Origin of the sequence: Geobacter metallireducens GS-15 (genome assembly GCF_000012925.1) — a bacterium.
GTDB classification, from domain to species: Bacteria; Desulfobacterota; Desulfuromonadia; order Geobacterales; family Geobacteraceae; genus Geobacter; species Geobacter metallireducens.
The window spans coordinates 2,180,483-2,201,057 of record NC_007517.1; the positions used below are offsets into that span (position 1 = coordinate 2,180,483).

Annotated in this window: 17 protein-coding genes; 12 read left to right on the forward strand and 5 right to left on the reverse strand. The window is 57.3% G+C overall.

What is annotated here, in order from left to right; translation table 11 throughout:
* Window positions 1-15: 15 nt before the first annotated feature.
* The 3 genes from nadB to GMET_RS09880 are packed head-to-tail and all read left to right on the forward strand — an operon-like array spanning window position 16 to window position 2,129.
* Complete coding sequence (nadB, locus tag GMET_RS09870; RefSeq protein WP_004511890.1) at window positions 16-1,611, forward strand: L-aspartate oxidase; 1,596 nt, start codon at window positions 16-18, stop codon at window positions 1,609-1,611.
* Between the two features lie 12 nt (window positions 1,612-1,623).
* Complete coding sequence (locus tag GMET_RS09875; protein WP_004511889.1) at window positions 1,624-1,920, forward strand: chorismate mutase; 297 nt, start codon at window positions 1,624-1,626, stop codon at window positions 1,918-1,920.
* Window positions 1,920-2,129: a hypothetical protein gene (locus tag GMET_RS09880; protein ID WP_004511888.1), complete on the forward strand. Its 210-nt coding sequence runs from the start codon at window positions 1,920-1,922 to the stop codon at window positions 2,127-2,129. Before GMET_RS09875 ends, GMET_RS09880 begins: the two co-directional genes overlap by 1 nt.
* A gap of 49 nt (window positions 2,130-2,178) precedes the next feature.
* On the opposite strand, the gene amrB is transcribed toward GMET_RS09880, so the two are convergent.
* The 5 genes from amrB to GMET_RS09905 all read right to left on the reverse strand — a co-directional run bounded on the left by amrB (window position 2,179) and on the right by GMET_RS09905 (window position 6,119).
* Window positions 2,179-2,982, reverse strand: coding sequence for an AmmeMemoRadiSam system protein B (gene amrB, locus GMET_RS09885; protein WP_004511887.1), 804 nt, complete (start codon window positions 2,980-2,982; stop codon window positions 2,179-2,181).
* A 67-nt stretch (window positions 2,983-3,049) separates the two neighbouring features.
* Entirely contained in the window at window positions 3,050-3,637 is a 588-nt protein-coding gene (gene scpB, locus GMET_RS09890) for an SMC-Scp complex subunit ScpB (protein ID WP_004511886.1), read from the reverse strand.
* Window positions 3,624-4,424, reverse strand: a complete 801-nt coding sequence (locus GMET_RS09895; RefSeq protein WP_004511885.1) for a segregation and condensation protein A — start codon at window positions 4,422-4,424, stop codon at window positions 3,624-3,626. Before GMET_RS09895 ends, scpB begins: the two co-directional genes overlap by 14 nt.
* Window positions 4,421-5,407: a tryptophan--tRNA ligase gene (trpS, locus tag GMET_RS09900; protein WP_004511884.1), complete on the reverse strand. Its 987-nt coding sequence runs from the start codon at window positions 5,405-5,407 to the stop codon at window positions 4,421-4,423. Before trpS ends, GMET_RS09895 begins: the two co-directional genes overlap by 4 nt.
* A gap of 31 nt (window positions 5,408-5,438) precedes the next feature.
* Complete coding sequence (locus GMET_RS09905; RefSeq protein ID WP_004511883.1) at window positions 5,439-6,119, reverse strand: site-2 protease family protein; 681 nt, start codon at window positions 6,117-6,119, stop codon at window positions 5,439-5,441.
* Between the two features lie 381 nt (window positions 6,120-6,500).
* Between GMET_RS09905 and GMET_RS09910 the strand changes: the two genes are divergently transcribed.
* The 9 genes from GMET_RS09910 (at window position 6,501) to pelG (ending at window position 20,522) form a co-directional block, all read left to right on the forward strand.
* Entirely contained in the window at window positions 6,501-9,173 is a 2,673-nt protein-coding gene (locus GMET_RS09910) for a bifunctional glycoside hydrolase 114/ polysaccharide deacetylase family protein (protein ID WP_238378899.1), read from the forward strand.
* A gap of 73 nt (window positions 9,174-9,246) precedes the next feature.
* Entirely contained in the window at window positions 9,247-10,047 is an 801-nt protein-coding gene (locus GMET_RS09915; protein WP_238378900.1) for a hypothetical protein, read from the forward strand.
* An 83-nt stretch (window positions 10,048-10,130) separates the two neighbouring features.
* The gene (locus GMET_RS09920; protein ID WP_238378901.1) at window positions 10,131-12,878 is read left to right on the forward strand and encodes a tetratricopeptide repeat protein; all 2,748 of its coding nucleotides are present in this window, start codon (window positions 10,131-10,133) and stop codon (window positions 12,876-12,878) included.
* A gap of 9 nt (window positions 12,879-12,887) precedes the next feature.
* Complete coding sequence (locus GMET_RS09925) at window positions 12,888-14,702, forward strand: hypothetical protein (RefSeq protein WP_004511879.1); 1,815 nt, start codon at window positions 12,888-12,890, stop codon at window positions 14,700-14,702.
* Between the two features lie 10 nt (window positions 14,703-14,712).
* Window positions 14,713-15,252 carry a hypothetical protein gene (locus tag GMET_RS09930; RefSeq protein WP_004511878.1) on the forward strand — a complete coding sequence of 180 codons (540 nt, stop codon included), beginning with the start codon at window positions 14,713-14,715 and terminating at the stop codon, window positions 15,250-15,252.
* A gap of 14 nt (window positions 15,253-15,266) precedes the next feature.
* Window positions 15,267-16,646 carry a PelD GGDEF domain-containing protein gene (locus tag GMET_RS09935; RefSeq protein WP_004511877.1) on the forward strand — a complete coding sequence of 460 codons (1,380 nt, stop codon included), beginning with the start codon at window positions 15,267-15,269 and terminating at the stop codon, window positions 16,644-16,646.
* On the forward strand, window positions 16,643-17,635 hold the full coding sequence (locus GMET_RS09940; protein WP_004511876.1) for a hypothetical protein: 993 nt from the start codon (window positions 16,643-16,645) through the stop codon (window positions 17,633-17,635). Before GMET_RS09935 ends, GMET_RS09940 begins: the two co-directional genes overlap by 4 nt.
* A gap of 41 nt (window positions 17,636-17,676) precedes the next feature.
* The gene (gene pelF / locus GMET_RS09945; RefSeq protein WP_238379025.1) at window positions 17,677-19,152 is read left to right on the forward strand and encodes a GT4 family glycosyltransferase PelF; all 1,476 of its coding nucleotides are present in this window, start codon (window positions 17,677-17,679) and stop codon (window positions 19,150-19,152) included.
* Window positions 19,152-20,522 carry an exopolysaccharide Pel transporter PelG gene (gene pelG, locus GMET_RS09950; RefSeq protein WP_004511874.1) on the forward strand — a complete coding sequence of 457 codons (1,371 nt, stop codon included), beginning with the start codon at window positions 19,152-19,154 and terminating at the stop codon, window positions 20,520-20,522. The genes pelF and pelG overlap by 1 nt, the downstream gene beginning before the upstream one ends.
* The last annotated feature ends 53 nt before the right edge of the window (window positions 20,523-20,575 follow it).

Below are 20,575 nucleotides of genomic sequence, written 5' to 3' on the forward strand. Positions count from 1 at the left end.
TGAAGGAGAAGCCCCATGAAATTAGCGACTGATTTTCTTGTTATCGGCAGCGGTATCGCCGGGCTCACCTTTGCTCTCCAGGCAGCACGACACGGCACCGTGGCCATCGTCACCAAACGCGAAGTGACGGAATCCGCCACCAACTATGCGCAGGGGGGCATCGCCACGGTCTTTTCCCAGGAAGACACCTTTGATGCCCATGTAGAGGATACTCTTGTGGCTGGCGCAGGCATCTGCCATGAAGATGTGGTGCGGATGGTGGTCGAAGAAGGCCCCAAGGTCATCCGCAACCTCATCGAGTGGGGGGTCCAGTTTACCCGCAGTGGCGAGGCATTTGACCTGACCCGCGAGGGTGGGCACAGCCAGCGACGCATCCTCCACGCTGACGATGTCACGGGCCGCGAAATTGAGCGGGCACTGGTGGCGGCGGTCCGCGATAACCCCAACATACAGCTCTACGAGCATCACATTGCCATTGATTTGATCACCATGTCAAAGGTGACCCACAAGCGAGTCAAGCCGGACCGTTGCCTCGGCGCTCATGTTCTGGACATCGCTACCAACAGCGTGAAGACCTTCAGGGCAAAAATCACCCTTCTCGCTACCGGAGGCGCCGGCAAGGTCTACCTCTACACCTGCAACCCCGACGTGGCCACCGGCGACGGCGTAGCCATGGCGTACCGGGCCGGCGCTACCGTCGCCAACATGGAATTCATGCAATTTCATCCCACCACCCTCTACCATCCCCATGCAAAATCTTTTCTCATTTCCGAAGCGGTACGGGGCGAGGGAGCCATCCTGCGCCGCCGTGACGGAACTGCGTTCATGGAGAAATACCACAAGCTGAAGGATCTGGCCCCCCGTGACATCGTGGCGAGGGCCATCGACAATGAGATGAAGACCCATGGCGACGACTGTGTCTACCTGGATATCACCCACAAAGACCCGGAATACGTCCGCACCCGCTTCCCCAATATCTACCAGACATGTCTGGAATTCGGATTGGACATGACTAAAGAACCGCTGCCTGTGGTTCCTGCGGCCCACTACCTTTGCGGCGGTGTGGCGGTGGACATGAACGGTGAAACTGACCTAAGCCGTCTCTATGCTATCGGTGAGGTAGCTTTCACCGGTCTCCACGGCGCAAATCGCCTGGCAAGCAACTCCCTCCTTGAAGCGGCAGTCTTAGCGGGACGTGCCTACAAACGGGCGATTGAGGAACTGCAACAGAACCATTTCGAGTTTCCGGAAATCCCCGAGTGGGATGCGGGAACTGCCACCGACAGTGACGAAATGGTCGTCGTCTCCCAAAACTGGGACGAAATTCGGCGGTTTATGTGGAATTACGTGGGAATTGTCCGTTCGGACAAGCGTCTCGAGCGTGCACAGCACCGCATCCGCTTGATCCAGGAAGAAATTGATGACTACTACTGGGATTTCACCATCACCTCTGACCTTATTGAGCTGCGAAACATCGCCACGGTGGCGGAACTGATCGTCAAATGCGCCCTGCAACGGAAGGAATCCCGCGGCCTCCACTACACCATCGATTATCTGGAACGTGACGACGTGCACTGGAAGAAAGATACTTTTTTGAAAAAACAGTTCTGAGGAACCTCTTGCATGACGATAGACGAACTGAGGCAGGAAATTGACCGGATGGACAGCGAGCTTCTCCGGATCTTCAACCGGCGGGCTTCCCTGGCGCTGGAAATCGGCTTGATCAAGAAGGAGCGCGGGCTTCCAGTCTACGACCCCAAGCGTGAAAAACTTATCTTCGAGAGAATGAAGGCGGACAACCCGGGGCCCCTCGATGACGGGGCAATCGTGCGTCTCTTCGAGCGTGTGATCGACGAATCGCGCCGGCTGGAGCGGATCATGACCCACCCGGAAGAAACCACCGGCAAGGAGGAGTCGTAATGCTCATCATCATGAAGAAAAGTGCCACTGAAGAGGCACTTGTGGAGATAAAGGAATACCTGATTTCCCGGAATTTTGACATTCACCAGTCGACGGGAGCCAACCGGACCATCATCGGCGTCATCGGCGACACCGACTCCCTCGACTCAGCCGAACTGGAGCGGATGCCCGGCGTACTCCAGGTCGTGAGAATAGAGAAGGAAGAGTGATAAAAATGGGGCCGGGGACAGGAAAGAGCTTTGTTTTCAAGCCCACCCCCTAATACACCGCCATTGCAGCATAAGCAACCACCTGCCGGTTGTCCCCCGTTACATCTCCGCTTGTTGCGTAACTGATCAATTCTGCCTTGCTAGCCCCCAAAGCCTTGGCTGTCACCAGCATGACCGTTGCGGGAATAACCCCGCACATGGTGATGTTTTTGCGACGACAGATCTGCACCAGTCCCTCCGGATTCAGCGCCAGTACCTCGGCAATAGCTTGCTCGTCCTTTGCCCGGGCGGCGTCAGCTGACTCATAGTGGGTCATGTCAGAACTCGCCACGATGAGGACATCTTCGCCGAACTCCCTGATCGCCCTTGCAATCCCCTCCCCCAGAAGCCTGCACCGCTCATAATCACCGAATCCGAGGCAGATCGGCACAATAGAAACGTCAGCGCGACAATACTGGAGAAAAGGCACCTGAACTTCGAGGGAGTGTTCGAACCGGTGGGCCGACATCTCTGGCTCCACGAGCGGGACATGCTTCTGCACAAGCTGAGAGAGGCGAACGTCAATGGGGACGGAGCCAAGGGGCGTGAGCCATTCTCCTTCGGGATACAGGGCTGCGGCGGCCCCGAAACCGTGGTGATTGGGGCCGAGGATGACAACGGTCGACGGTATCTCGATGGCGCCGTACACGGCACCTGCAACGTGACCGGAATAAACATAGCCTGCGTGGGGGGCCACGATACCCTTAACTCGCTGCTTCATGGTCTCGGCAGGGATCATCCGCTGGAGATCCCCCCGCAACCGTTTCGGCTCATCGGTGTAGAACTGTCCGGCAACTGCGGGTTGGCGTGTCATCCGCACCCCCTCGTTCGACAAACCATCAGCACTAACTATAGCAGAGATTCACTCAGACGACAGTGCCTTACAAAAGCTCCCTGTCATCCTCGGGCTGCTCCAGCGGGAGTTCCTCCTGTTGTTCGTAGGAAGCAGTTTCCGACAGGTCGCGAATTTCCTTGAGGGTTGGCAGGCTCCTGAGGTCTTTGAGGCTGAAGAGTTCAAGGAACTCCCGCGTGGTACCGTAAATGAGCGGTTTTCCCGGAATGTCTTTCTTCCCGAGAATCTTGATGAGTTTCTTTTCCAGGATGGTCTTCAGGACGCCGCCGCAATCGACTCCGCGCAGATACTCGATTTCGGCACGGGTCACCGGTTGGCGGTAGGCGATGATGGCAAGGGTTTCAAGGGCGGACTGGCTGAATTTGACTGGCCTGGTTTTTGTGAGGCGCCGAAGGTAGTCGGCATTTTCTACGGGGGTGCGGAACTGGTAACCGGAAGCCACCTCAACCAGCACAACTCCCCTCCCTTCCTGTCCGTACTCCTCCTGAAGCGCGCCCAGTGCCTCCCGAATATCTCCCCGGTCAAACTCATCAAGGAAGGAGCAGAGACGGTCGAAGGTCATCGGGGCATCGGCAACGAACAGGAGGCTTTCGACAATGGACTTAAGATTCGGCATCGACGAGACTCCCCTCCCCATCCATGACCGCAGGCTGTATCCAGATGGAGCCATAGCGGTTTGCCTGGACCACCTTCACCATCTTGAGCTTGCAGAGTTCAAGCACGGCCAGGAACGTGGCAATGAGGAAATCTCTGTTGAAGTGTTCGGGAAAAAGCTCGTCGAAGAGAAGCGATTCCTTCCCCTCCAGGAGTGAGAGGATCTCGTTGATCCGCTCGGCGATGGTGATCGACTCGGCCCCCACCTCGTGGAAGCTCTCCTCGGAAACCCGGTCGAGAACCTTCCGGAATGCCTCTATCAGCTCGAACAGTTCCACCTCGACCGGTTCCTCCTCGGGCAGCATCTCCGCCAGCTCGGGGGAGATAAAGCTTCGGGCGTAGGTATCCCGGCCGAGCAGATCCCGCCCGGTCAGAGATACTGCCGCTTCCTTGTACTTCTGGTATTCGAGAAGACGCCGTACCAGCTCGGCCCGCGGGTCTTCCTCCTCTTCTTCCGGGGCATCTTCATCGACCGGCGTCGGGAGAAGCGTCTTCGACTTGATCTGGATGAGAGTTGATGCCATGACGAGGAACTCGCCGGCAATCTCCAGGTTGAGCTCCTTCATCATCTTGATGTACTCAAGGTACTCTTTCGTGATTGTTGAGAGGGGAATATCATAGATGTCCACCTCATTCTTCCTGATGAGGTGGAGCAGGAGGTCGAGGGGCCCCTCGAAGACCTCGAGCTTCACCGTATAGGAGGGGCTCTCCTCATCCTGGTAGAGGTCAAGATTCCCGCCGTTGCTCATAGATTGAGGGCGTCCCGCACCTCGGCCATGGTTCGCGCGGCCTCGGTTGCGGCACGGGCCTCCCCTTCGGCAAGGATTTCGGCCACGAGCCCCGGCTTTTCGGTGAGTTCGTCGCGGCGTGCCCGGTAGGGGGCAAGGGTCTGGACCAGGTACTCGGCCTGGAGCTTCTTGCACTCAACGCAACCAATGGCGGCACTGCGGCACCCTGCGTAGATGTCTGCCTTCTTTTCTTCGGGGAGGTAGAGGCTGTTGAGGGAAAAGGCAACACAACGGTCGGGCTCCCCCGGATCGCTCCGCCGGACCCGCTGAGTATCGGTAACCATCGACATCACCTTCTTGCGGGTTTCTTCGGCACTCTCCGAGAGAAAAATGGCATTGCCGTAGGACTTGCTCATCTTGCGGCCGTCGAGCCCCAGCACCTTGGGCGTCTCGGTGAGGAGCGCCGCGGGCTCAGGGAAGACCTCTCTGTTGTAGAGGTAGTTGAAGCGCCGTGCGATCTCGCGGGTAATCTCCAAGTGGGGGAGCTGATCGTGCCCCACCGGAACCTTGGATGCCTTGTAGACGATGATGTCCGACGCCATGAGGACCGGATAGCCGAGAAAACCGAAGGTGGAGAGATCCTTGGTGGAAAGATTCTCCTGCATCTCCTTGTAGGTGGGGTTCCGCTCAAGCCATGAAACCGGCGTGATCATGGAAAGGATCAGGTTCAGTTCCGCGTGCTGGGGTACGCGGCTCTGCCGGAAGATAACGCACTTGGCGGGATCGACCCCGAAGGCAAGCCAGTCGAGGATCATCTCGTCGGTGTTCTGACGTATACCTGCGGTGTTGTCGTATTCAGTGGTAAGGGAGTGCCAGTCGGCAGCGAAGAAGAAGCATTCATACTCTTCCTGGAGTTCCCGCCAGTTGGCGAGCACGCCGTGGAAGTGGCCAAGGTGGAGTTTTCCGGTTGGCCTCATGCCGCTGACTATCCGCTTGTTGCTCATCGTCTGCTCCTTTTATCGACGGCTGTGCCGTTTATCTCATGAGAAAGTGGGTAACGCTGTACACCAGACCGCTTTGAGGCCCGGCAAGAATACGGATCCCCATATCGAGGATCGGTGAGATGACCGAGCTGAAGATATTGGTAAAAAAGACCAGCAGGATAATGATGATCATGCCGTAGGGCTCCACCCGCGCCAGCATCTCCGCCTGACGATAGGGGAGCAAACCCACTGCCACCCGTCCGCCGTCAAGAGGAGGAACCGGGATCAGGTTGAAGATGCAGAGAAGCAGGTTGATGTAGACCGAAAAGGCCGTCATCAGAATCAGCGGGTCAAGAAACGTTAGAGCATGGGAACCGTCGGGAAACCCTGCGCCTAGGGCAGCGAGCCCTCGCATAATCAGGGCCGAGAATAGAGCAAGAACAAAATTTGTCACCGGGCCGGCACCGGCGACCCAGATCATGTCCCGCTTGGGGTTTCTCAGGTTGTGAAAATTGACCGGCACCGGCTTGGCCCATCCGATGCCGACAAGAAAGATCATGAGGGTGCCCAGGATGTCCAGATGCTTGAGGGGGTTGAGAGTGAGCCGTCCCATGAAGCGTGCCGTCCGGTCGCCCAAGCGGTCGGCCACGAAGCCGTGGGATACCTCGTGGCAGGTGATCGCCATGAGGGCGGGTACAAGCATGATCGAAAACTTGAGGAAAAACTGTTCCATTGGGCGGGATTCTCCGGATACATAAAAGCCGTTTATCTCTAGCAGATTGGCTAGTGAAAGTCAATTGCGGGAGGGTAAGGCAACTATGTCCCTGCCAAAGGAAAAGTGACCGCGAAAAATATATAAAGACTGGGCAAGTTCAGCCGATGAGGTCATCAGAGGCAGCTCTGCAGCCATAAGCATAAAATTCTATCAAGTTGTCATTTTTAAATTAATCATATATAACTGCAAAGTTTGTTCTACATCTTCGTTCCACAATTACGAGCACAGCTCCTTTACTCACATCATGAGGTTAATGCGGTGGAGTTTTATCGTCGTATATTGCTGCTGATCATACTATTGCTACCAGGCGTTGTCTGGGGAGAGACACCTCCTTTAAGCGTGGCCTTGTATTATGGCAAACAGCCGCCAGTCAACGATCTGCACGCCTTTGATATTGTGGTTATTGATCCGGACAGCGGTCTTACTCCGTCCGAGTATGGCAGCGGACGGAGCGAACTCTTTGCCTACGTCAGCGTCGGAGAGGCGGACACGGCCCGCTCCTACACGAAGCAAATGCCGGATAGATGGATAATCGGCAAGAATCCGGTATGGAAATCGAAAATCGTGGATGTTTCCAGCGAAGAGTGGAAACAATTCTTCCTGGATGACGTAGTGGAACCGCTCTGGCAGGCCGGCTATCGCGGTTTTTTCCTGGACACCCTGGATTCCTACCTGATAGCGGCCCCCACTGAGGCTCATCCGCGCATGGAGGCGGGGCTAGTGTCTGTCGTGCGCGCCATTCGGCAACGGCACCCTGAAGCGCGCCTGATTCTGAATCGCGGCTTCGAGATATTCGACCGCGTCAAAGATCTGGTCTATGCCGTGGCAGCCGAATCCCTGTTCCAGAATTTCAATACCGTTAGTGGCAAGTACGGAGCAGTTGACGACAAAGATCGCTCATGGCTGACAAGCCGCCTGAATGTTATCAGGGAAACCGGTGTCCCCGTGATCGCCATCGACTATGTTGACCCTGGCAACCGTCCCCTGATGAGAGAGACTGCTGATAAAATCAGATCCCTCGGTTTTACCCCCTGGGTGACCGACAAGGACCTGGCAGGTCTGGGGATAGGGAGCGTGGAGGTTATGCCGCGCACGGTACTCGGTCTGTACGATGGCGGCGAGGGTGCCGGTGGCGATCTCTATTTCACCAACTTGCAGCGCTATGTGGTAATGCCGCTTAACTACCTCGGCTACACCGTCGAGATGCATGACATGAGAGAGCCGTTGCCGGGGGGCGTACTGAGGGGACGCTACGCAGGCGCTGTCATATGGCCCTACTCCACCAGTTCAGGCGAAAAGCAGGGGCTCAAGCAGTGGGTCTTGAACTGTGTTGAACAAGGTCTGCCACTGGTTTTTCTGGAACGGTTCGGCATGAACCTCGACAATGATCTTACCAGTTCACTCGGACTTGGAATGGAATCATACACCCGACTTGAACCGCCGGCCAAGGTTACGGCAAAGGATGACATGGTTGGCTTCGAGCAGCAACCGCTGCCGCGCATTGATGCCTATCTGCCGATCAGGGCGAACAAGGGCCGGGTTCTGTTGCAGCTTTCAACGGCCAATGGCGTCACCAGCGATGCCGTTGTCATCACCCCTTGGGGTGGTTATGTCTCGGGCCCATACGTGGTTACCCAACTCATGGAAAGTCAAGCAGCATGGGTAATTGACCCCTTCCGTTTTTTCGGCGAGGCACTGAAACTACCGCTGATGCCGGTGCCGGACACAACCACGGAAAACGGGGTTCGCCTCCTCCTGTCTCATGTGGACGGCGACGGATTTACAAGCCAGGCCGAATGGCCCGGAGGAAAACTGGCCGCCGAGGAGTTGCGAAGCAAGATCCTAGAACGGTACCGAATCCCGACTACAATTTCATTCATCACGAGCATTCTGGCTCCTGACGGCCTCTACCCGCAGAAATCGGCCCAGTATGAAGAGATCGCCCACGGTATTCTGGCACTGCCATGGATCGAGGGTGCCAGCCACTCCTTTTCGCACCCCTTCCGCTGGAAGCCGGACCAGGAGGACACAGGGCTCGAAGCCGAAATATGGCATACCCTGAATGTCCCCGGCTACAAATTCAACCTTGAGTCAGAAATCAGCGGCTCTACAAAGTACATCAATGAAAGGCTGATGCCGACCGGCAAGAAAGTGCGCATTTTCCAGTGGACAGGCAACTGTCTCCCTTCTCAGGATGCCGTGCGCCTGACTTATGAAAGCGGGCTTCTTAATATCAATGGCGGCGACACCATCATTACCAACTCGAACCGCACCCTCACGGCAGTTGCCCCGCTGGGAATAAGCCGCGGTAAATGGTTTCAGGTCTTTGCCCCCAACCAGAACGAGAACGTCTATACCGAGCTCTGGATCAGGAATTATTACGGGTACAGGCGCATCATGGAAACTTTCAGCCTGACCGAATCTCCGCGCCGGCTCAAGCCGGTGAACATCTACTACCACTTCTATTCGGCCAGCAAGGAAGCCTCCCTGACAGCCCTGCGCCAAGTTTACGACTGGGCCATGGGCCAGCGCCTGTTCGGAATTTTCACCTCCGAATACCTTGAAAAGGCACTCGACTTCAACCGCACCGTAATCGCCCGTAGTGGCGACGAGTGGCTGGTGCGCAACGGAGGCAGCCTTCGCCAACTGCGCATTCCGTCCCGTGCCGGCTTTCCCCTGCTGGATGATGATTCCAATCTGGCGGGATACAGCGACCTGGGTGACAGCCGCTACCTGCACATGGGCACCGGAGGGGAGGCCCGGGTAAGGCTCACCGCTACGCCGTCGGCCGGAGTTTCCGTGGAATCCGCCGCAGCCAGGCTGACCGATTTCAGCCGCAACGGTAAAAATATGCGGTTCTCCCTCTCCGGGTATACTCCCTTCACCGTTAAGCTCACCGGAACCAACGGTTGCACCATACATGCAGATAACGCCACACCTTACTCGGTCAAGGGCGACACAACGGTAACTCTCACGGAAGGAAGCCATGCCCTGGCGATCACGTGTAAATAACCCGCATCCCCTGGAGCGCGCACGTTTTTTAAAGCCGGTGACGGTACTGGGTGTCTTTTGTACCTTTGTGGCCGTGCTAGCGTTGCTTTTTCCTGAGCGCAGTCTGCTGAAGAGCCTAGATGGCAAGGAAGATGCCGCCACTATCCGCTACCGCGAGGAGATTCTGAGGGTGCGCCCGAATGACGCCGGCTTGCGCATCAAGGTAGCAGAATCACTGTTCCGGTCCGGCAATTACCCAAAGACTCTGGAAACCCTCAAACAGCTCCCCGCCGGTCTTTCCACGGAGCAGAAGCGCACGGTGGCAGAGCTGCGCTACAACACCTTCCAGAACATGCTCCTCGGTGCAGGGATCGGCACCCCGCAATGGCAGAGCCTGAAACCGCGCGTGCGGTCTGCGGCCATGGAACTGACCGGCCCGAATCCATCGCTATGGCGCCTCCAGCAGCTGGCGTCCGATGCCCGTAAAGCTGGCGACCTTGATGCCTGGGGTAAATACCAGAAAGAGATCGCAGCACGGGAAGCCACTGCCGTAACGGCCGGTCAGCCGCGGCAGGATCCTTTCACCCTCGCCCTTGCCCGGCGCGACTACCGCGCGGCAGCGGCAATCTGCTTCAGCGGCATGCACAAGGCCGCCACAGTGCAACAGCGCCGGGGACTGTTCATGAAAGGCGTGCGCACCCTCCAGGCCGGCAACCTTCCCCTTGAGGCCCTCAGGGCCGGAGAACAGCACCTGGACGGCCTGTCCGGTGACAGATCCACCCTCATATTCCTGACCAGGGTGAGCCTCGCGGCCAACCAACCGCAACGGGCTCAGTACTTCGTCAGAAAGGCGCTTGGAATGGCGCCGGACCACAAACCGGCGGATCCATCATGAAGATACTGATTGTCATAACAGCAGCCATTATGTTGGCAGTCACACAGTCGAGTGCTCCCTCCCTGTGCCACGCCGACCAGGGCATGCCACCGCTAGGCCCCTCCACCCCTTTCAATGCCGAGCTGTACAGCCTTGGCTACGATGTCTTTCTGGCGAACAGCAACCCCCACGAAGCCTTCCTTCTGGCTGAACGGGCCGTAGCCATACACCCCAACGACATCGACTGGCGCCGCAGGGCTGCCCAGAGCGGCGAATGGTCGGGCAACAGTCTTGCAGCCCTCGAACACTGGATGCACCTAAACTCTGTGGGGCAGAAGGATGCAGCCGAGAACGCCCTGCGTCTGGCGAGAGCCACACGGCATAACCGTTATCTCAAGCAGTTGCTTGAACAACGTGGCCCGGGGAAAACCCGGGAGACTCTTGTCGAGTATGCTTCCGTGTGCGAGGCACTGGGATTGCCGGAGAATGCCATAGATCTGCTCGAGCGTCACCGTGGCGGTCCGTACCGCAAAGAGGTCCTGGAGCAGCTTTCCAGGCTGTACGAAGCTGTTGGCCGTCCAAAGCAGGCCGTTGATGCGCTTTTGGAACAGATGAACGCCTTCGGCCTGACCGAAGAAGGAATCCTCAGGGCTTCCGCGCTTACTTTCGGGACCGGCGACGTCAAAGGTGCCTACGCTATTCTTGACCGCGGGAGACAGATTATCCCGGCCTCGGCCACAGCCTACTGGCAAAGCTTCGACGATCTTGCCTGGTCGCTTCAGGACATGCAGGCCGTCGAGCTGGCTTCGCGGAAACTATTGGAGAGTGGCAAGGCACGGGAAGAAGACTACCAGCGCCTGATCCTGCTCGGCAGGGACAACGACCCTAAGGCCGCCTACCGACTCTCTATGGATGGCTGGCAACGCTTCAGGCGGTCCGATTTTCTCAAATCAGCCCTGGAGTTGGGCATTGCTATGAAAGACTACCGTACCACGGCCGACATGCTGACCCGGCAGGAGCGTGAAGGTAATCTGAAACCGCAGGAGCAGGATGCCTATTTCTGGAGCCTAGTCTCCCAGGTTCATCGCGGTACAGGTGCGACCGGTGAAAGCATCAGGTGCTATCGCGAAGCCCTCAGGCGTGCACCTACCGATAGTGAACTGGCAGCCGAATATGTCTGGCTGCTGCTGGACCTCGACCGGAGGGAGGAGTTGCGGGAGCTGCTCATTGCCTGGAAAGGCCGCGAGAATACGATGCCTTCACTCTACGAACCATTCGGAGCAGCGCTTGCTTATCTCGGGGAATATCATAAGGCTCTCCCTTACTTCCAGGCCAGATACAGCCAAAAGCGCAGTGATCCCGCCTGGTTGGCGGCCTATGCCGACACCATGGAGCAGGCCGGTTGGGTGGAGGCTGCTTTCCTTGAACGACTGAATGCACTCGCCCTCAGCCGCAGAAGGATGAAGTCGGCACCGGCCGGCAACGGCGGGGAAAGAGAGACTTTGGTCAGGGATTATGCGCGAGTGGCGATGCTGCTGAAACCGGGAGACGGTGTCGACGGTCTGATGAAGGAGATTACCGCCGGTCGCCAGGACGATGTAAGCCGCGAGTTAGTGGCAGCCTGGGCGTTATCAAGCCAGCGCAACGACCTGGCCAGGCTGTGGTTCTGGCGCGAGTATGCCCGCATGACCAGGCGGCCGCGCTGGGTTGAACTGACACTTGCCCTTGAGAACAATGACCGGCCCGCCATGGCCCGTCTGCTTCAGGAGGATTTGGAGCGGCTCCCCTACCGTGATGCAATCGAGGCCACGGTACGGAGCGGCCAGACACCGCTGGCCGAATCCATCGCCTTTGACCGGTTCCAGGTCAATGACCGAGACTACCTGCTCGACAATCAGGTTCGTGATCTGTTTGGCAGCAGGAGCGGCGGCTTCCGCTATCGGCTCTCGCTGTTAGACCGGGAGGGTGTGGGCTTCCTGGAACAGCTGCTCTCGGTAACGACCGCCTTGACGCCCCGGTTTTCACTGAAGGTTGAGGCGGGAAACAGCGATATCCGCCACCGGGACATGGATGTGGTCGGCATCTACCCTGCCGGCATCCGGACGGCACGCGTGGGCGCCATCATGCGTCACCCGGGGGGGAGCGCCGAACTCTACGCCGGTGTGCGCGATGCCCTTTACACCCATCCCCAGACCGGCCTTTTGGGGAACTGGAAACTGACCGGCAGAGCAACACTGGAAATGGCCCTGCTGAGCGGCGCAGAAAGCGATGAGAGCCTTGGCCTCAAGATTGGCGGGATGAAAGACGAAATCCGCCTGGGACTGCAGCAAGGCCTTACACCTCGCGACACGCTGCTGCTGCGCCTCAGCGGAAGCATCCTGCGTGACCAGCAGTGGCGCCGGCTGGGTGACGGCGGTTCCTTCGAGGCAGAACTGACCCACCGCATTATCTTTACCGGTCCCGATACTACGCTGCGTCTCTTCAGCGGCTACCACAGCTTCAATCGCGGCCCCGATCCCGTTGGCCGAACCCTCCTGCTGATACCGGCGCAACAGAGAGCGACCAGCGGTTCGGCCTATTTTGTGCCGGAATCATTCGCCCAGGCCGGGGTGGGAATCCTGTTCGGAGAGGAAGGTCGGGACAACTATACCCGCGACTGGCGCACGTTCGGGGCTCTTGATGTCAGCTGGAACAGCAACAGCGGCACCGGGTTTTACTACAAAGTAGGCGTGGTGGGGCCGTTGTTGGGACTGGATAAGCTGGAAGGGGCCTTTTCCCAGGAAAAAGGCTCATTTGGAACAAGCGATATCAACAGCCGCCTTGACCTGAACTACCGTTACTATTTCAGATAGGATCAACACATGGCAAACCAGTACTCCGACAACAGAAGCGGAGCCGACGGCCACTTGGGAATAGTGGCGCGCCTTGCCCTGGCCTTTGTGCTGGCATTCGCCGCCGGATGCAGCAGTGGGACCAAGGACGGTTCCTCGCCCGCCAACAACGGCAACCAGCCCGGTGGCAGCACCCCGGTCCAGCCTTTTACGGGTCCGGATCCCAACCTGGGCATGAAGGTGCGAGATAAGGCGGCCAAGGCCGATTCCTACGCCATCACCTACGGCCCCCTCACCAAGGCGGATATCGATACGCTCAAGACCTATCCCCTGGTCATCGTCCATCCGTACAACGGCAACCTCACCAGGGACCATATCATGTGGATCAAGCAAGGGGTTGACCCCAATGACCCCAGCGACAACCCGGTGGTACTCTGCTACGTGTCCATCGGCGAGGACACCCGCACCTTCCAGCTCACCGACGCCCAGATGCGGGCTGATTCTCGTTTCACGGGCGACGGAAGCGGTCCGTCGATCGATCCGCGGGGCCCCGGCGTCCGATCACTGGTCGGCCTCGACCCGAAGGGGACACCGACCAACGGTGGATTCGCATCGTACTATGTCAACGACAACGCCCTGCGCTGTGCCGGGGACCCGAAGAACGTACCCGACCAGAACGGCAACTTCAGGACCCGCTTCGTCAATGCCGGAGACCCGCTCTGGTACGACACTGTCAAAACAATGGTGATGGATGTGAAACGCCACACCCCTCCCGGCCTGCGTCAACTCCTCACTGAAGACCCGGACGTCCAAGGATTGGGATGCGACGGTGTCTTCCTGGACACCATCGATACGGCCGCGCCCAACAAATACACCGCCTGCTCGGACACCAATCATTCCAGCTCGGAGTGGACCGCAAAGGGATTCTCGGATTTCATTCGAAGACTAAGGGCTGATTTCCCCAACAAAATCATTCTCCAAAACCGTGGCCTCTTCTTCTTCGATCCACGGGAACCCCATTACCAGGTTTCGGCGCGGGGGGCCATCGATATCGGTTTCTTTGAGAGTTACTATCTCGACAACGATTCACAGACGGCCGTTTCCCCCTATTTCCCGGACAACAAGTACAATTCGATGCCCAAGATCATGGCTGAAGCCAACCGTCCGCTGCCGGACGGCTTCAAGATGCTCTCCCTGGGTTATGCCAATGGATTCGGTGGACCGAAACCGGGCATGGATGTGCAGACCCTGCTGGGGAATTCAACCACAGGATATGACATTCTGATGCAGGATATTCTGGAGGCCCATTCGGTCGGTTTCAGGCATTACATCACCAATGCCCCCGTCGATCTGGTGAACTCGTTCGTAATGAACAATGAGAACATGAACGACACAACGGCACCGGCCTGGTCCAGCGTGTTCAATATCCACTATAACGATTACCCCACCAGTGCGCCCGATGTGCGTCCCGGAATCGGGAAAATCGATCTAAGCGGCGACACCGTCACCGTGTCATGGGACGTGGCCCTGGACATGAACCGGGTCAGCTATGCGCTCTACTACCAGACCGTCCCCTTCAACTTCGCGCTGCCCCAACCTCTTGCCAATGCCACCAAGGCGGTCCTCACACCTTCGGTCGGATCAGGTTACGATCTGGTCTGGCAAACCCCTGATCCCGGGCTGGCGTTACAGAACGTTTACCCCTACCAGAGTTCCGTAACACTTCCCGGCCTGCAGGGCGGAACCACCTACTATCTTCTCTTGCGGGCCTTCGACAGCAAGGGGAATGAAGAAGTAAACCAAGTCGTATGGACGTGCTCAAACACAACCTGTTCAAAATTGTAAAGGAGGCATTATGAAGAAGATATTCGTGGTTTTGCTGGTCGGCCTGCTGCTGTCCGGCTGTGTGACCCTGAGACAGGGGGGCGGCACCGTTTCCTTCACTGACAGCTGGGCCCTTCTGCCGTTCATCAACAACACCGAAACGCCCTACGCCGCCGAGCGGGCCGAGGCAGTGACCGCCGCGCTGCTCCACACCCACGGAATGCAGAAGCTTGAGCGCACAGTGACGGAAACAGCCAAGGGTGACGACCATCTCGGGCTTGACCGGGGTGAGCTGAAGCAGAAAGCGGCCCTGGAAGCGGCCAAACAGAAGAAAGTCCGCTACGCCATTGCCGGCACGGTCAACGAGTGGCGTTACAAGGTTGGCCTTGACGGCGAGCCTGTGGCCGGCTTCACCCTGCAGGTGATTGAACTGCCCGAGGAGAAGGTGGTCTGGAGTGGCGTGGCCGGAAAAAGCGGCTGGAGCCGTGATGCGGTCAGCGCCGTTGCCCAACAGGTTCTCGACAGCCTTATTGGAGATCTTGAAAAGGCGGCTGCAACCAACACCAAGTAGTGACGAGTAATAACATGGCATTCAACAAAGACAGCACCATGATACTTGACAGGTGGCTGGAGACCTTTGCCATCACCGCCATCGCGGTAACGGGAGGGTTTCTCCTCAACAGCAGCGACCCATTATTCGTGCATGCCCGATTCCCATGGGTCTGGTTCGGGCCACTGCTGATTGCCCTGCGCTATGGCATCGCTCCGGGACTCGTCTCGACAGGGGGAATCTGTCTGGCGCTCCTGGTCATGCCCCGCTTCGGTCTTCCGATTGGTGAGTTTCCCACCAACTACGTGCTGGGTGGCCTGCTCATGGTTTTGATAACAGGACAGTTCAGCGATATCTGGAGCAAGCGCCTAAGACACGCCAACCAGCTGAGCAACCATACGAGTGAGCGCTTCGAGCAACTGTCCCGAGCCTACTTCATGGTCCGTCTGTCCCATGACAGACTGGAACAGAACCTGATCAGCCGGCCAGTCACGCTGCGGGATGCCATGATTAACCTTCGCAATCTGCTGGCAAAACATGACGGGAGGATGGACAGTGAAACCAGCGCAGCCCTCCTCTCGATCCTCATGCATTACTGCAGCCTGGAAAGCGCCGCCATCTATCCGGCAAACGATGACGGCGAACTACTGGATGTTCCCATTGCCAAGTGCGGCAAGGGCGCACCGCTGAATAGAGACGACCTGCTGCTCCGCTCGGCCATCGAGTCAGGCTATTCCGCCTACCAGGCCATAAACCGGCATATCGTTGAGGGGCGGCCTTCAGCGCCGTCAGCACTCTCGTCGGCGGTCTGGAGTGTGGACGTATCACGCGACGAATCGAAGGAGCAGACGTCCTATCTGGTTGTCGCACCAATGCGCACCAGTTCGGGCAAACTGCTCGGTTTGCTGCTGGTCACGGAAATGCCTTTCCTCAACCTGCATCGCGAAACACTGCAGATAATGGGTGTTCTGTTGGCCTATTCCTCCGATCAGGCAGAATCCGTCGAGCGGGCCAGGGATATACTGGGTCTCTTTCCGGACTGCCCCCCCAATTTTGCCGCTGAGCTGATCAAGACCGTTCGTCTTAAGCGTGACCTTCATGTAAGCAGCGCCCTGGTGATGGTACAAGTCATGGCCGACTCCCGTCTGGACGAGATATGCAAAACCATGGAGCGACAGCAACGGGGCCTGGATCACTCGTGGCTGAGAACAACGGACTGGGGGGCACAGTTCGTTACCCTGATGCCTTTTTCAGGGCCGGCCTCCATTGAAGGGTATAAGTCGCGCATTCATGAAATACTGCAGCGCCAGGTTGGCAGAAGTACCGGGCAAGAAGGCATCACCATGCACTCCACGAGTGTGACAACCGATGATCCCCTTGTTCAACTGGTTGCCCTGCTGGAGGAGAAGCAATGATTCGGATCATACTGTTGCTAGCGGGGTTTCTTTGCGAGTATACAGCCCTTCAGGCGCTTTTCAGCCAGCAGCAGGTATGGATCCGCCTGATTCTGTTTATTGTTTCTCACCTGATCGCCGCAGTATCCCTTGCGCTCCTGCTCCGGTTGTCCCTTCCTCGTCAAGCTGACACGAAAAAATGGGGCAGTCTGGCATTATTCTTCAGCTTCGCCTTTTTCATCCCTGTTCTCGGATGCATAGGGATGCTGGGTGCACTTGTCTATTTCCGCTTCTTACTCCGCTTCGATGCCCGGCCCGAATTTTTCAGCGTTCCGATGACCCCGTTCATGCAGGAATCAGGGGGACCGGCTCCAGGGATGGGGGAAGGAGGCGCGTGGTCGCGACTGCGGTCAGAATCCCTGCCCCGCCCCATGCGCCTGAAGGCCCTGCTGGCCGCCGGTTCCAGCAACAGTCGTGATGCCAGCCGATTGCTGCACTTTGCCACCAGCGATAATGATGATGAAATTCGCCTGCTGGCCTTCAACCTGGCAGACCAGCGCGAGAAGGTCATCAGCAAGACCATATCTCAGTCGCTGGCCGAGTTGAAAAATGCCTCAGACCGTGACGAACGGCTCCTGCATTGCCGCAAGCTGGCCTTTTCGTACTGGGAGCTCATCTTCAACGATCTTGCCCAGAAAGACTTGGCAGAATTCTATGTTCTGCAGTCAATCACTTATGCCACCCAAGCCCTGGATATGGACGCCACTGACCCCAACCTGTTGCTACTGCTGGGACGCTTGCACCTGTGGAGGGAGGATCTGGAGTCCGCCGAAAAGGCGATTAACGACGCCATGAACAATGGCGCGCACCGTGACCGAGTGGTTCCGTATCTGGCTGAACTGGCTTTCCTCCGCAGGGATTTCGTCACCATGAATAGCTGCTTCGAACTGAATCCTCTGCTTCGCCACAAGCCCGGGATAGGGCCGGTGGCGCAATTCTGGATGGGTTAACCACTATGGATCGTTTCCCGAAATCAGATAACGTGGATATCATGCTGCTTCTGGAGGGGACCTTCCCCTACGTCAGCGGCGGGGTATCCAGCTGGGTCAACCAGATCATACTGGCGTTTCCGGAATACCGGTTCGGCGCGCTATTCATCGGCAGCAGCCGCAGTGATTACGGCGAATTTAAGTATGATCTTCCGCCAAACCTGGTCCACCTGGAGTGTCATTACCTCCATGACGAATTGGCTATGCCCGCCATCCGCCCCATGGCGGGCAACTCCGGCGCATTCGAAACCGTGCGGCGCATCCATGAATTGTTTCTGCGTCCTGACGAAGGTACGCTTGACCGTGCTCTGAAAACGCCGGACTTCTACCTTGACTCCAACAACGGAGCGAACTTCGAACAGTTCCTCTACTCGAAAAAATCCTGGGAGCTGATCTGTGATCTCTACCAGGAACGCTGCACTGATCCTTCCTTCGTCGATTATTTCTGGACAGTCCGTAACATGCATACTCCCATCTGGCTGCTGGCCGCCATCGCAAAGCGACTCATACCGGCGCGGGTGTATCATACGGTGTCAACCGGCTATGCCGGTTTCCTGGGCGCACTTCTTCACCACAACAGCGGGCGGCCGCTGATCCTGAGCGAACATGGCATCTACACCAAGGAGCGGCGCATCGATATCTTCAGCAGCGACTGGATCCAGGACAACCGCAATGCCCTGCAGAAAGACCCCACGGAAGTAAGCTATTACCGCGACCTCTGGATACGGTTTTTCGAAACCATCGGCCGTTTCTGCTATGGGGCGGCAAGCAATATCGTGTCACTCTACGAAGGGGCCAGGGAACGCGAAATAGGTGACGGAGCCCCCCGTGAGCGCACCATGGTGGTACCCAACGGAATCAATATCGCCCGGTTCGCGAAGCTGCGGGAGCGACGCCCTGACAACCCTCCACCGGTACTGACCCTGGTGGGGCGGGTGGTGCCTATCAAAGACATCAAAACTTTTATCCGTGCCCTACGGCTGGCTGCCAACAGCCTGCCGGGGGTTCAGGGATGGATCATCGGCCCCGAAGACGAAAACCCTGAGTATGCCGCCGAGTGCCGTGATCTTGCGGAAAGTCTCCACATCGCCTCGAATCTCAGCTTCATGGGATTCAGGAATCCAATGGAGATTTTCCCGGATACCGGCGTCATGATCCTCAGCTCGGTCAGCGAAGGGGTACCCTTGGTCATTCTGGAGGCGTTTGCCGCCGGCATACCGGTCGTGGCAACCGATGTCGGCGCCTGCCGCCAGCTGATCATGGGCCACGGCCAGGAGGACGAGGCCATCGGCGCGGCTGGAGGGGTGGTATCCATCAACAACCCCCATGACCTTGCAGGGGAGGCCCTGCGGCTCCTGAAGGATCCCGACCACTGGAAACGCGCCAGCAATGCGGCCATTTCTAGGGTCGAACGTTACTATACCGAGCAACAGATGTTCGACAGCTACCGGCAATTGTACCAGCGAGGAATAGACTGATGGCGGGCATCGGCTTCGAACTGCGCAAACTGCTCAAACGCGACACCTTTTTTTCACTGCTGCAGACCTATGGCTATGCCGGGATTATCAGCTCCGGCCCCTGGGTGCTCTCCATCTTCGCAGTGATGTTGATTGGCTTCATTTCGCTGCCGGTCGTCATCCCGCCAGTTCTGGTATCGCAGTTCCAGACATCCATCACGTACCTGATCGCCCTTTCCCTGATCTATACGGGCTTGTTCCAACTGGCCTTCACCCGCTATTCGGCCGACAGAATCTTTGAAAAGGAACACTTCAGACTGCTTCCCAATCTGAACGGCCTGCTCCTCTTGGTGACCACTGTCGGAGGTCTGGTTTCCTTCCCCCTGGCCATCGTGCTGTTCCCCCAGACATCGCTGATCTACCGCCTTCTCTTCGCAACCACCTTTGTTACGGTCTCCTGCGTCTGGATGGCCGCCATTCTTCTTTCAGGCCTGAAAGCCTACAAGACAATACTGTATAATTTCGCCCTCGGCTATGGTACCGCGCTGTTTCTTGCTTTTTTCCTGCGGACCTGGAAGCTGGAAGGACTGTTGCTGGCATTCCTGACCGGCCAGTTTGTGCTCCTCAAAGGGATGCTGTTTGTAATTTTCCGCAACTACCCGTCACGCACCTTCGTGGAGTTCGATTTTCTGCGCAAGCGGCGAGTGCATTACTCCCTGATGCTTACCGGCTTCTTCTACAACCTGGCGATTTGGGCCGATAAATTTGTTTTCTGGTTTCACCCCTATACCGGCAGCAACGTGATCGGCCCCCTGCACGCTTCGGAAATATATGATTTTCCGATATTCCTCGCCTATCTTTCAATTCTGCCCGGCATGGCCGTGTTCCTGGTGCGGATGGAAACCGATTTCGTCGAGTATTATGATCGGTTCTATGATTCGGTTCGCGAAGGGGGATCACTGACCACCATACAGGCTATGAAGAATGAAATGGTACACACGGCACGGGAAGGGATCTACGACATCATCAAGGTCCAGTCCATCGCCACCATCATCATATTCCTCTTTGGCCCCGCCATGCTCTCCCTGGCGGGAATCTCGCTGGTTTACGTGCCGTTGCTTAACATCGACGTGGTTTCTACCGGTCTGCAGGTGGTTCTGCTGGGGCTCATCAACATCTATTTCTATCTTGACCGGCGAGAACGCGCCCTGCTCCTGACAGTACTGTTTGCCACCCTGAATTTCATTCTATCAATCATATCCATCAACCTCGGCCCGTACTTTTACGGCTATGGTTTTGCCGGTTCGCTGTGCATAACGATCATGTGCGGCATGTTCCTGCTGGACCGGGATCTGGACACATTGGAGTACAAGACCTTCATGCTGCAATAGCTTTTCTGGAAGGTCTGAGCTTTGGCCTGCGGCTTGATGTCAGGACCGCCCAC